This window comes from Flavobacterium sp. W22_SRS_FP1, from assembly GCF_052113685.1.
Taxonomy (GTDB): domain Bacteria; phylum Bacteroidota; class Bacteroidia; order Flavobacteriales; family Flavobacteriaceae; genus Flavobacterium.
Genome location: NZ_JBGQOE010000023.1, coordinates 1 through 12,182, shown reverse-complemented (window position 1 = coordinate 12,182; position 12,182 = coordinate 1). Strand labels below are relative to the sequence as shown.

The following is a 12,182-nucleotide window of genomic DNA, read 5'->3' as shown; positions in this document are numbered from 1 at the left end:
ACAATTAATAATACAAAAATAAACTAAAATGAAGCATTGGATAGAAGCCGCACGATTAAGAACATTACCCTTGTCGGTTTCCGGTATTATCGTGGGTAGTATGTATGCCTTGGCTAACCCAACGGATACCATATTGACACCAACAGAAGTTTTTAACTGGAGACTGTTTGCTTTTGCTATACTTACTACGCTTGGGCTGCAAATTTTATCAAACTTCGCAAATGATTATGGCGATGGGATCAAAGGTACTGATAACGAAGACCGAGTTGGTCCAAAACGTGCCATTCAAAGTGGGGCAATTACCCCCGAGGCCATGAAACGAGCCATAATAATGACTTCTGTGCTTACCTTACTTTCGGCTATTTTGTTAATCTATTTTGCATTTGGAGACACAAACTTGTCCTATTCATTATTTTATCTTGTATTAGGGATTTTAGCAATTGCATCCGCTATACGCTACACTGTAGGGAGTAAAGCTTATGGATACCGAGGTTTTGGAGATGTATTTGTATTTATATTTTTTGGCTTGGTGAGTACTTTAGGAGTAAATTTTTTATATTCAAAACAATTGGATATCGAACTCTTTTTACCAGCAACGGCAATTGGTCTTTTAAGCGTGGGTGTTTTGAACTTAAATAATATGCGCGATGAGGAATCCGACAGGAAAGTAGGTAAGAATACATTAGTTGTGCAGATTGGAGGTAAAAAAGCAAAGCTATATCATTACTTTCTAGTTACTTTTGCGATGGCTTTAGTACTGGTTTTTGCATTATTAAATAGTTTTGCGTTTGATCAATACTTGTTTTTATTAGCCTTTATTCCTTTAACCAAACATTTAATTAATGTTTATAAGAATGAGGATCATAAAGCATTAGATCCCGAATTAAAAAAATTGGCGCTCAGCACATTTGCCCTCTCTGTATTGCTGGCGCTGTGTTTGATTTTTTTCTTTTCGGATTTAATAGTAAATAATTCATAATATATCCAAAGGTTAAAAACAAACGGCCTTTAATCATTAAATTAATAAAAATGAAAATAACATTTTACGGACACGCGGCTCTCGGAATAAAAGTGGGAGATAAACATATTTTAGTAGATCCTTTTATTTCGGGCAATCCGCTAGCAAAGCATATTGATATTGACAGTTTGAAAGCCGATTATATTTTATTGACCCACGCGCATGGGGATCACGTTTTGGATGTGGAAGCTATAGCTAAACGCACTAATGCAGTTATTGTATCAAATGCCGAGGTTGCAGGTTACTACTCTGGAAAAGGATTTGAAGCACATCCCATGAATCATGGGGGAAGCTGGAATTTTGACTTTGGGAAAGTGAAATATGTAAATGCAATTCACTCTAGTTCATTTCCTGATGGCACATACGGAGGAAATCCGGGTGGTTTTGTCATTGAAGGGGAACGTAAAAACATATACATCGCAGGAGACACAGCGCTTACGATGGATATGAAGTTGATTGCAATGCGTACTAAACTTGATTTGGTCATTCTTCCTATTGGCGATAATTTTACTATGGATGTCGAAGATGCAATCCTTGCTTCCGACTTTGTAGATTGCGATAAAATATTGGGCTATCATTATGATACTTTTGGTTATATAAAAATCGAGCATAAAGAAGCGATCCAAAAGTTTTTTGATAAAGGTAAAGATTTGATGTTATTGGAAATTGGTGATAGTATCGAATTGTAATTTTGGAGCAACTTCCAGCTGTTCGTTGCAATCTTTTGCTTTTTAGAACCTGAAACAAATTCAGGTTCTAAAAAACCTAAAAGGATTTTCACTTCCATCTGGGCTAGGGCTCATCGATAATTAAGAAAATGCAGGTGAAGAAATTAGTTTTGTTGCTATTCGTTAGCATTATTTATCAGTCGGGTTTTGCACAAAAAGACGGCTATTGGGATAAAGATAGGTCCACAACCAAAGAAATAATTGTTTCAGCACGAAATAGAATCGTGATCAAGACCGATGATTTTCCTATAGGTACTACCGAGTTAATTTATAGAATCACTTTACTAGACGACAATCAGCAGCTGGCGGGAAGTTTAGTTTCATTGCTTAAGTCTATTCCAGACCCTACTGGAATTAGTCAGGGTACGGCAGGCGCGGTTTTTTTATTGTCAAAAATTTCGGGAGAGGACAAGTGCAAGTATGCCGTTTTTTCGTCGAATGAAATGGCCTTAGATTATCAAAAAACAGCTGCAATGAACAAAGCTTGTTTATCTCAAGGCACGGCTGTCAGTAAAGATGCCAAACGACTTTCAATAGGAACTTCTGTTTGCTTGCAATCTGGCACAAGGAATTTGTGGTTTGGTTTCGAAAGCAGTAATTGGGTGATGAAGCAAAAAATTATCCTCGAAGTGGTGCCTTGGATAGATGCAAAACTCAGCAGAGGATGGACCTTGGAAAACCGAAAATTTATCATCAACCAATGTAAAACTTCAGCTTTGGCTAATAAATTAGTAAATTCAGACGACTTCTGCATTTGCCTCGAAGAGAAGATCCAAAAGCAATTTAAGTTCGAAGAATTCCAAAGTTTACTTCTCATGGAACAAACCAAAGCATATAAAGACTTTGGGAACAGCTGTGTAAATGAAATAGGAGTTTCTAAGGGCATTTATGATGATTTGCGTACGCGAGCAGAGAATTTTGCTAAAAAGGGCGATTATGGCAATTCAATCACGCAGTATAGAAGTATCATAAGCGAAGGAAAAGCAACAGCTTTAGATTATAACGGAATTGGGTTGAATTATATTTTAACCAAACAATATGGGAAGGCAATCAAATTCTTGAAAGAAGGAGAGAAGCTCGATGGAACGGAGTTGTTGGTTAAACTGAACTTGGCGCATGCCTATTTATTTAATAATGAATATGGAAATGCGAAAACTATTTACAAAGAATACAGATCTCAAAACCTAACTAGCAATTTGAGTTGGAATCAAAAAACAAAACAAGACTTTGCCCTTTTTGAAAAAGTAGGCTTACCGTCGAGCGATTTCGAAAAGGTCTTAAAGCTGATTAATAAATAAGTGACAGCTACAGAAGCAGTTTGTTCGAAATAGAAATCAAAAAAAAAAATATGAAAGCAACAATTGCGATTACGCGGTATTTTGGGTTTTTTATTCTTCTTGTTGGAATTATTTTAAACATCAAAATGTATTTATTTAACGAATGGCCAACCTATATGTTTTATGTATTGTGTTTTTTTGGAGTTTTGTTGATAGGAACGTCTTATTTGATGAGACGAAAAACATGATTGAAATAAATACTTAAATATTTAACGAATAATACTAGCTATTCACTACTAACTATAAACTTTGAAAGCAACTTACCACAAATACATACTCGAATTCAAACGACCTTCTGGAACCTCTCGGGGTGTAATGACTGACAAGGAAACTTGGTTTCTTGTACTTGAACAGTACGATAAAAAAGGAGTAGGCGAGTGCGGGATCCTTAGGGGTTTGAGTGTAGATGATAGACCTGATTATGAAGCTAAGTTGCAATGGACCTGTGAGAATATCCATCTAGGGAAAGACCAACTTTGGGAGGCGTTAATTGAGTTCCCTTCAATACAGTTTGGAGTCGAAATGGCGTTTCAATCTTTAGCTGCCGATACGCCCTTTTTGTTGTTTCCGTCGCAGTTTACTGAAGGGGTAAAATCCATCCAAATTAATGGACTCGTGTGGATGGGGGAAGAGGCTTTTATGAAGGAACAAATCGAAGAGAAACTCAGCCAGGGTTTCCACTGCATAAAACTAAAAATTGGAGCAATAGATTTCAATAAAGAATTGCAGTTATTAAGTTATATTCGGGAACATTTCGGTCCAAAGCAAATTGAAATTAGAGTAGATGCTAACGGTGCGTTTAAATTAAATGAAGCTTTAAGTAAAATATCACAACTGTCTGAATTTAAAATACATAGTATAGAGCAACCTATAGAAAAAAACAATACTGACAGGATGGCAGAGCTGTGTAAAACGACTCCTTTGCCTATTGCTTTAGATGAGGAGCTGATTGGGGTGTTTACATTTGCTGAAAAAGACAAATTATTGCAGAAAATTAAGCCGCAATACATTATTTTGAAACCTAGTTTCATAGGTGGTTTTCGAGGAACGCAGGAGTGGATTTCATTAGCTGAAAAGCACCAAATAAAATGGTGGATTACCTCTGCTTTAGAGAGTAATATTGGATTGAATGCTATTGCACAGTGGACTTTTTTACAGCACAATTTGATGCCGCAAGGACTTGGTACAGGAGGACTTTATACCAATAATTTTGAATGTCCTCTTGAAGTGTCTGAAGGGCAGCTTTGGTATAACACAGCGGCACGCTGGAAGTTCGCTTTAACCGATATTATGAAGGAATCTTAGTTTGAGATTTATATCTTGAAGCAAGAATTTCTTTATTGATATGATCTATTAGTTGGTTTTTATTAATTGGTTTCGAAATGTATCCATTACCTCCAACTTCAATTGCTTTTTCAGCTTCGTCCGTAAATACAAACGCACTTTGTGTAATTATGATTACCTCTTCATTAAATTCCCTTATTTTTTTTATGGCTTCATAACCATTCATTACTGGCATTTGAATATCCATTAGAATGATATCGATATCAGGATTTTTTTTGCATAAATTCACTGCTTCAATTCCATTTCTCGCTATTAATAAGTTTTCTCCAAATATTTTTAGAATTTTAGAAATAAACTTTAGCGAAATACTATCATCTTCTGCCACAAGTATTTTTAATTTTTGTGTTTCGTTAGCGCTTATCGATATCGGAATTTGTAGGTCGTTTTCAATTTCATGAGATTTTATACAAGGAACTTCAAAATAGAAAATGGCCCCACTATCGGTGTTATTTGCAGCCCATATTTTGCCTCCCAATAGATTAACATAAGATTTAGCAATATATAGGCCTAAACCAGCACCGTCGTAATTTCTGTTTAAAGAGTCATCCTCTTGTCTGAACCTTTCAAAAATGAGGTCTAGTTTAGTAGAATTAATACCTATTCCTGAATCTTTCACATAAAAAGTAACCGTGGTATCATTCTTAAAACAACCTATTTCTATTGATCCATTATCAGTGAATTTGATCGCGTTTTTAAGTAAATGCGAGAGTATGGCATTGATTTTTTCTTCATCGGTTCTGATAAAACAATCATTACCGTTTAAGGAATTGTTTATTATAAGTTCGATATTTTTTTGCTCAGCTTCCAATTTAAAAAAATCATATTGTACTTGAATTTGATCTTTAATTGACGTTTTTTTCAAGGACAAATTCACTTGCCCCGACTCTAATTTTGAAATACTAACAATATCATTTATGATATTAAGCATTCTGTTGCCGCTCTTTTCAATTACTTTTATATATTCCTGTTGTTCTACACCCGTCAATCTGGGCTCCTTTAGGAGCTCTGTAAAGCCCAAAATACCGTTCATAGGGGTACGGATTTCATGACTCATGTTTGCTAGAAATGTAGATTTTAAATAGTCGCTCTCTTCTGCTTTTTCTTTTGCATAAATAAGTTCCGTATTAATTTTTTGTATTTGAATAATACTCTGATAAAGTTCTCTGTTTCTTGTTTTTAGTTTGGTATTAAGGTCTTCTGTCTTTTGCTCATCTAATTTCCTCTGCGTAATATCCTGAAAAAAAACAACTAATCCTTCTTTACTCGGTATAATACGATTTTCAATCCAAATCTGTAACGGGGCATAATAATCTTCAAAATTGATCTGCTTTTTGGTTTTCATAGCTTTGTACCATGCTTTGTGGTACGGTGTTCCAATAGCTTCTGGGAAGCTAACCCAGACTGTTTTACCAATGATTTCTTCGGGCTTTTTTCCAATCATCTGAGCAGCTTTTTGGTTTACGAAAGTATATTCCCAGTCGTTATTAACAGCAACAAAGGCATCTGACATGTTTTCTAAGGATTCTGTCAGTTTTTTATTGATATGATTAATTTTATTTTCATTAAATTGATTCTTATCAGTTATTGCGTCAAACTGTTGTTTTAATGAATTATAATCTTGTTGTAGTTTGTAACAATCAGTATTTCTTGAATTTAAATTCTTACGATCCATTTCTAATAGATTAAATTGAGGAGAACAAATAAGTGTAATCCGTAATAACTTATAAAAATCGTTAGGTCTAAATATGTGGTATTTTAGGCATTTGAAAGATAAACAAAAAAAACTAGAAATCGAAAAAGGTTGTGCTTTTTTACATAAAAATGTTTTTAAATTGTACTTGTTTTAGAAGTATAAAAAAAGGATGATTTATTGTCTCTTCTTAGTGAACTAGACGATTTTCATTCCTTGTACTAAAAAAGGAAGATAAACTATAGCATAAGTAATTATTAATTCAATGACCTTATTAAATTTTGGATCAATCGAACGGGCAAGAGCCATGATTTGCTGTCTCGTAAACTACCCCAAGTTAAATAAGTATTGTTTTTGACTTATATTTTCTTTTAATTTTACCGCTATAGACGGTACATAAATCGAAACATATCTCTTAATCAGCGTTTGTATCAAAATGATCGTAGTTACAAAAAGTGTTTGATTGCTGAGTTTGCATCAGCTGGAACTCTAAGCTGGTTAAAAGAAAGAGAAGCGCGTGTTATACTTCATCAATTTACTCCCGAAATTCATCAACTTATTCTGCTGTAATATCTGGCAATCAGTTTGTATCCAAGTACAACCAATAGGGGGGACTAAGAAAGCTAGTTTGTAGCTTTTCCTAGTAATGATAAGAGAACACTATTTATATTTAATACGACAGCGGAATTTGCTAGTTTAAAAACTGTGATGAATAGTACATTGTCAAAACCATAATTAAATAAAAATTCTCTATCGATTTTTGTTTCAAATCATGTAGCAACTCAAGCTGTTTTTCAGGATACTTAAAATGGCAATCGGAGCAGGGGATAGTAAAGTACCAAACAGCAGAGCATGCATTAGGTTTACATTGATTCCCATAAAAATTCATTAACTAGTAAGTAGCGCACCCAATGGCAAAAGTGCTGTATTAGTATAGAAAAGATAAAATAAATTGTAGCTATGTTTTTATATTAACGTTGAAGTCGGGCGCCTGCACTAACTGGAATGTAGCCGAAGCCATTTTTACTTTTCCATTCGTAGTTTCGATTTCTGTCAGTATTTTAGAGAATAATATAGTTTTGGTATTCCTTCTTTTTTTATAGTCTACAACATATCGTAGCGTATATTCTGCCCAATTATCATTGGCAACCATAGAAATCATTGGTTCTGTTTGCGCATCTTCTAGTCGGTACTTTTTTTGAAGTGATTTCCATTTTTCTTTTGAGTTTACAGTAAGGTCACCGGCAATCTCAAGACCAGCGCTTAATATTATTTTTTGAGCCATCTCGTAATTGCTTCCATATTGGATTGGAATTTTGATTTCGTCCCACAAAAAGGGGAATTCGCCGGAGTAATTAAATACGGGTTCTTTAAAAACGTAGCTATTGGCTATTAATACAATCCTTCCGTTGTATAAATCGCCGTCAACCCATTGTCCCGTTTCCATTATGGTCGTCCTTAAAACGCCAATGTCCATAACGTCACCTTTAATGCCGCCCAGTTGAACGCGATCTCCCGAATTGTAGAAACCACCAAACATGATAGCGAGCCAACCAGCAAACGAAGCGATAACTTCTTGCAGAGCAAATGCAATACCAGCGCCTGCGACCCCTAAGGCTACGGTTAAACCTCCTAGTTTTTCGCTAAAAACAACGATTAAAATAATAATTGTTGCTAAATAGCCAACGAAGCTGCTTATTTTTGTGGCCTTATACCGGCTGTCATTGTCTTTAATTTTAGAAAAGAGATTTTTTTTAATAAGCTTTATTAAAACCCAAATTATCGCAACGCCAATAATGAAGGTTACAAGTCTACCAACTGTTGGATTATATAGATATTTTTGGATTTCTTCTTCCATTTTTTCTAATTATTGATATGAACAACTCTTTGTGGAAATGGTATGGTAATATTGTTTTCTTTGAACAATTCAAATATTTTTATTCGCAGGTCACTCTTCGTGGTCTCAATTCGAAATAATTCTTCAGACCAGAAGATTACGGAGAAATTTAGAGAGGAATCTCCGAAATCTGTAAAACGGACAAATGGGTTCGGTTCCTTTAAAACATTATTATGACTGTCAACAGCTTCTTTCAAAATTCGTATAACCTGATGAATATCTGAAGAATAATCAACACCAACAGTGACTTCAAAACGCGAAGCAAGATCATTATGCGTCCAGTTGATTAACTGATTTCTTGTTAAATCAGAATTGGGTAAAATAATATATTTGTCGTCCCTAGTTAGAACGGTGGTGGTTCGTAAATTGATTTCTTGAACGGTACAAACTAATCCATTTAGTTCTATAACGTCATTTACTTTTACTGAAGAATCGACTAAAAGTATAATTCCAGATACAAAATCGCTGAAAAGGTTTTGCAGTCCAAGACCAATACCTACTAATAATGCCGCAGAACCTGCTACTAGAACGGATAAATTAAAGCCAAACAGCTGCAAACCGGAAATGATTGAAATTACTATGATTAGATACCTAATCAAGCTATAGATTGAGTATTTTTTGGCAATATCGATTTTATCAACTCTATAAATCGCTTTCCGGATGATTTTTAATAAAAGGGTCACCACAATTAAAAAAACGAATAGCTTTAAAAGGCTAATTACCTTAATATTAAAAGCACCATCCTGAAAAAGGGTATAGTCGATAATTTTTCTCATCTATTTTTATTTTTCCCAGTTCTAAGCATATTGGCCAACTATGTGGGCTAATAAAGTTACATAATTAAACGAACACCGCCTAATTCGGCAACGCGATAAGAAAATCGATCTCCGGGCGATCCAATGAACATGAAATTTTTTGGAATATTCCATTTTTCTGATAATTCATTGATTATTGTAGGTCCAAAAACGCCTTCCAATTCGATGAATTCAATGTCAATCTCTGGATAGGCTCTGTCTAGTACCTTAAGATCTATGATAAGTAGATCATTATTTTCTCCTTCGCTCTTTATGTTAACAATCTTTAATTTTTTTGTTGTTTCATTATTTTGAACATACTGCATAACTTTATTTAAAATAGCAACGTCATCTCCTTTGGTAAAAAAAACAAGCTCTTGGGAACTGATTTTTTTATTCATTTTCATCAAATAACGATTGCTAAATATTACCATTCTTCTTAATGGTTTGTAAAAGTATTCCAAAGCGTCTATTAAAACTTTTATTAGAAATGATCGGTTAAGCATTATTGATATAAATAGCAACGAAGGGATCAGATATTTTATAAAAGTGTAAAAGGAGCTCACATTTAATTGCACATTACCTATAAATGCAGCAATTATTAACGATACTGCTAAGACAACAGATATTCCTCTGGCTTTCTCGGGTCTGGGTAGTTTTTTACGCTTAAACTTTAATAAGAGATTTCCAACCCCAAATAGTCCCATTACTGCTAAAAATGAGAAGGTATATACTCCTGCTAATGCAATAAGATTACCTGCTGTAACAAATAAGACAGATACGCATAGTATTAAAAAGCTAATAATTATTCTGTAGTTAGACCCACGTTTGTTTTGCTTTAGGAAGTAATTAGGCAATATTCTGTCTAATGTCATACGGTTTAATAAACCGGAAACCCCTACAAACGATGTTAAAACGGCACCACATAATACCAAAACAGCGTCGACTGAAATAAGATAGCCTAACCAAGAACCACCGGTGGTGTGTCCTAAATAAGCTAATAATGATTCTTGATGTTCTCCCACATGGGCAAGAGGAATAATACAAATTAGTAGTAAGGCAATTACAGGATTAAAAAAACTTACTATAGCCCACATATTACGAAGTGTTTTCGGGAAAACACCTTGCTCTTGTTCTTCTACAAAGTTTGCCGAACTTTCAAAACCTGAAATTCCTAGCATTGCAGCAGAAAAACCTAAGAAGAGTGCATTTACTATTCCGCCCGTCGATACAGGAAGACTCCAGTTGATATTAAAAGTGTCCAGTCCGTTATTCATAATAAACCAAGAAGAGGCCAGAACTAATAAGGTTAACGTTGACAGATGAATAATAAAGATTACTACTGCAACAATCGCCGACTCTCCGATACCTAAGATGGCTAGTCCAGTAAACGTTAGTAATACAATAATTGTCGCTATCGTTATATTAATCCCTGGTGCTATTCCATGTAAGTAGTGCATTCCTTCAGAAGCAGATATAACCGCAGTGGCCATATAGGAGAGTACAGTTAAAGTCGCTGCAAGGGAAGCCAGCCTTTTCGAAGAGGTATTTAATAGTACATTGTAAGCACCACCGTTAAGGGGAATCGCGCCAACAACTTCTCCGTATATTTTTCTGAATAAAAATAATACAACAGCTACCAACAGTAATGAAATCCATGCATATTGTCCTGCATACATAATTGTAAGTGCTGATACGTATAGACATGAGGAACTAATGTCATTCCCACAAATTGCTGTTGCTTGCAATTCGTTTAATTTTTTATCTAATACTTTTTTCATTATTTTTTTTGGATTTTACTCAATGTTTTTTTAAAATATGCTGCGCAAGATAGTCATTTGGGACAAATAGTCAAATAAGAAAGTAATTCCTTTTTTATTATTAATTAATGCGAGATAAGAACGGTTTGCTTTTAAATTAATTAGATTTTTTAGTACGACTTTAACCTCTTTCGGCAGTAAAAGGTTAAGGAATCAATAATTTTAAATTATTGATTTTCAAATTTTTAATTCAATTTTATTTCTTATCTTGTAATTAATAACTATTAAAAGTACGAAAAATTAAAAAGAACTTATAATTTAATCTTATCATGAAAGCTATTTTGATGGCTTGTTACAGAGCAGAGGCTAGCAGACTGGACAGACGATATCCATAAGCCATAATCAACGGAAAGAACTAGTATAGAGATTAGCTGTGATTAGGCCCAAATAATAGATGAGTCAACATGAAGAAACGACTCAGATTGATAACTGGAAAATCATGATCCAGCAACTACTAAGTATGCTGGAAAAAGATACTGTTTTAATAAAAGTATGCGCTATTATAAATGCGATACAAAAGTAATTGCTATTCACAATAGTTATAAATTCAGCTGGCATAGTAGCGTTTTTTGGTATAATATTCTAAAATAAAGTAGTAAAGTCTAACAAAGGAAATAATGATGTATCACGATAATTATTGGAATATGGGAATGATGTGGGTTATATGGTTGCCTATAATGGTGTTCTTTTTTATTTTTTTATATCGTTTTTTCGACAACGCCAATAAAAATAAACATCCGGAAAAGGAATCGCCTTTGGATATTTTGAAAAGAAGATATGCCAATGGCGAAGTATCAACAGCAGAGTATGAAGAACGAAAAAAAATACTCGATGGTAATTAGTATTTGAATAAATGTCAGAAGAAAAAGCTAAAGTTTAAAGTAGCTTTAATTCAGTGTTTTAGCTTTGCGCAAAGTAAACGCTATTGATTTAATAAACGTCTGTGATAATTTATTTGTCCAAGATGATAGGCCAAGTGGGTAGTAAAGTGAATGAGCATAAACTCGGTAGACATATTTTCTTCTAAAACTAAAAGGGGAAAATCTGTTTTAAGTTCTTCTTCCGATATCATATCTAACGAATCATTAACCACAGTTATGGTTTCTTCAATTTTTTGTATCAGATCTGATTTAGGGATGTCCTTTAATGAAAACTCGAGCTCTCTGTTTCTTACATAATCTGTTTTTAAAAACACGTTTCCAATATAAGTGTTAAGGTTTCCCACCAGATGCAAACAGAGGTTCCCTGCAGAGTTAGTTATTTCTTCTTGAATTTTCCAAACATCATTTTCATTGTTGTAAAGTTCTATTTCGGATTTTAATCTATTTAAATCTCGATTAAAAATTATTTTTAAAGTCTCGATCATTATATTTGGGATTCTTTATATTTCTTAAGTGACAAAATTGCCTTTTCTTGAATTTTTTTCTGCATATAACCAGTCCAGCCAAATAAAACTCCTCTTATTTCCAAAGCTTGCTTGTGGTCTAACCCCCTAATAATCGGACTTTAACATTTTAAGTTTTACAAACATACAAAATAAGTAAATATCTTTGC

Annotated in this window: 12 protein-coding genes; 7 read left to right on the top strand and 5 right to left on the bottom strand. The window is 34.1% G+C overall.

Going from position 1 to position 12,182, the window contains the following annotated elements:
* Positions 1–28 precede the first annotated feature (28 nt).
* The 5 genes from menA to ACEN2H_RS12215 all read left to right on the top strand — a co-directional run bounded on the left by menA (position 29) and on the right by ACEN2H_RS12215 (position 4,388).
* Complete coding sequence (gene menA, locus ACEN2H_RS12235; RefSeq protein WP_441732769.1) at positions 29–979, top strand: 1,4-dihydroxy-2-naphthoate octaprenyltransferase; 951 nt, start codon at positions 29–31, stop codon at positions 977–979.
* A 50-nt stretch (positions 980–1,029) separates the two neighbouring features.
* A complete protein-coding gene (locus ACEN2H_RS12230) occupies positions 1,030–1,707 on the top strand; it encodes a metal-dependent hydrolase (protein ID WP_441732767.1) in 678 nt (225 codons plus the stop codon).
* Positions 1,708–1,835: 128 nt separating this feature from the next.
* Entirely contained in the window at positions 1,836–3,044 is a 1,209-nt protein-coding gene (locus tag ACEN2H_RS12225) for a tetratricopeptide repeat protein (protein WP_441732765.1), read from the top strand.
* 50 nt (positions 3,045–3,094) lie between these two features.
* On the top strand, positions 3,095–3,271 hold the full coding sequence (locus tag ACEN2H_RS12220; protein WP_441732763.1) for a hypothetical protein: 177 nt from the start codon (positions 3,095–3,097) through the stop codon (positions 3,269–3,271).
* 61 nt (positions 3,272–3,332) lie between these two features.
* Entirely contained in the window at positions 3,333–4,388 is a 1,056-nt protein-coding gene (locus ACEN2H_RS12215; protein ID WP_441732761.1) for an o-succinylbenzoate synthase, read from the top strand.
* On the opposite strand, the gene ACEN2H_RS12210 is transcribed toward ACEN2H_RS12215, so the two are convergent.
* The 4 genes from ACEN2H_RS12210 to ACEN2H_RS12195 all read right to left on the bottom strand — a co-directional run bounded on the left by ACEN2H_RS12210 (position 4,372) and on the right by ACEN2H_RS12195 (position 10,589).
* On the bottom strand, positions 4,372–6,099 hold the full coding sequence (locus tag ACEN2H_RS12210; protein ID WP_441732759.1) for a response regulator: 1,728 nt from the start codon (positions 6,097–6,099) through the stop codon (positions 4,372–4,374). The two genes, ACEN2H_RS12215 and ACEN2H_RS12210, sit on opposite strands and share 17 nt — an antisense overlap.
* A gap of 976 nt (positions 6,100–7,075) precedes the next feature.
* A complete protein-coding gene (locus ACEN2H_RS12205; RefSeq protein ID WP_441732757.1) occupies positions 7,076–7,975 on the bottom strand; it encodes a mechanosensitive ion channel family protein in 900 nt (299 codons plus the stop codon).
* Positions 7,976–7,980: 5 nt separating this feature from the next.
* Positions 7,981–8,790, bottom strand: a complete 810-nt coding sequence (locus tag ACEN2H_RS12200) for a mechanosensitive ion channel family protein (RefSeq protein WP_441732755.1) — start codon at positions 8,788–8,790, stop codon at positions 7,981–7,983.
* A gap of 56 nt (positions 8,791–8,846) precedes the next feature.
* Positions 8,847–10,589 (bottom strand): APC family permease, encoded by a 1,743-nt coding sequence (locus ACEN2H_RS12195; protein ID WP_441732753.1) that lies wholly within the window; start codon positions 10,587–10,589, stop codon positions 8,847–8,849.
* A 433-nt stretch (positions 10,590–11,022) separates the two neighbouring features.
* Between ACEN2H_RS12195 and ACEN2H_RS12190 the strand changes: the two genes are divergently transcribed.
* Positions 11,023–11,151: a hypothetical protein gene (locus ACEN2H_RS12190; RefSeq protein ID WP_441732752.1), complete on the top strand. Its 129-nt coding sequence runs from the start codon at positions 11,023–11,025 to the stop codon at positions 11,149–11,151.
* Between the two features lie 94 nt (positions 11,152–11,245).
* Positions 11,246–11,470 (top strand): SHOCT domain-containing protein, encoded by a 225-nt coding sequence (locus ACEN2H_RS12185; RefSeq protein ID WP_441732750.1) that lies wholly within the window; start codon positions 11,246–11,248, stop codon positions 11,468–11,470.
* Between the two features lie 80 nt (positions 11,471–11,550).
* Here the strand turns inward: ACEN2H_RS12185 and ACEN2H_RS12180 are convergent, their stop codons facing one another.
* Positions 11,551–11,994, bottom strand: a complete 444-nt coding sequence (locus ACEN2H_RS12180) for a DinB family protein (protein ID WP_441732748.1) — start codon at positions 11,992–11,994, stop codon at positions 11,551–11,553.
* Positions 11,995–12,182: the final 188 nt, after the last annotated feature.

Coding starts and splice junctions, on each gene's coding strand:
- ACEN2H_RS12220 (WP_441732763.1), top strand. CDS start 3,095: ATGAAAGCAACAATTGCGATTACGCGGTATTTTGGGTTTTTTATTCTT.
- menA (WP_441732769.1), top strand. CDS start 29: ATGAAGCATTGGATAGAAGCCGCACGATTAAGAACATTACCCTTGTCG.
- ACEN2H_RS12225 (WP_441732765.1), top strand. CDS start 1,836: ATGCAGGTGAAGAAATTAGTTTTGTTGCTATTCGTTAGCATTATTTAT.
- ACEN2H_RS12210 (WP_441732759.1), bottom strand. CDS start 6,099: ATGGATCGTAAGAATTTAAATTCAAGAAATACTGATTGTTACAAACTA.
- ACEN2H_RS12190 (WP_441732752.1), top strand. CDS start 11,023: ATGAGTCAACATGAAGAAACGACTCAGATTGATAACTGGAAAATCATG.
- ACEN2H_RS12205 (WP_441732757.1), bottom strand. CDS start 7,975: ATGGAAGAAGAAATCCAAAAATATCTATATAATCCAACAGTTGGTAGA.
- ACEN2H_RS12185 (WP_441732750.1), top strand. CDS start 11,246: ATGATGTATCACGATAATTATTGGAATATGGGAATGATGTGGGTTATA.
- ACEN2H_RS12195 (WP_441732753.1), bottom strand. CDS start 10,589: ATGAAAAAAGTATTAGATAAAAAATTAAACGAATTGCAAGCAACAGCA.
- ACEN2H_RS12180 (WP_441732748.1), bottom strand. CDS start 11,994: ATGATCGAGACTTTAAAAATAATTTTTAATCGAGATTTAAATAGATTA.
- ACEN2H_RS12200 (WP_441732755.1), bottom strand. CDS start 8,790: ATGAGAAAAATTATCGACTATACCCTTTTTCAGGATGGTGCTTTTAAT.
- ACEN2H_RS12230 (WP_441732767.1), top strand. CDS start 1,030: ATGAAAATAACATTTTACGGACACGCGGCTCTCGGAATAAAAGTGGGA.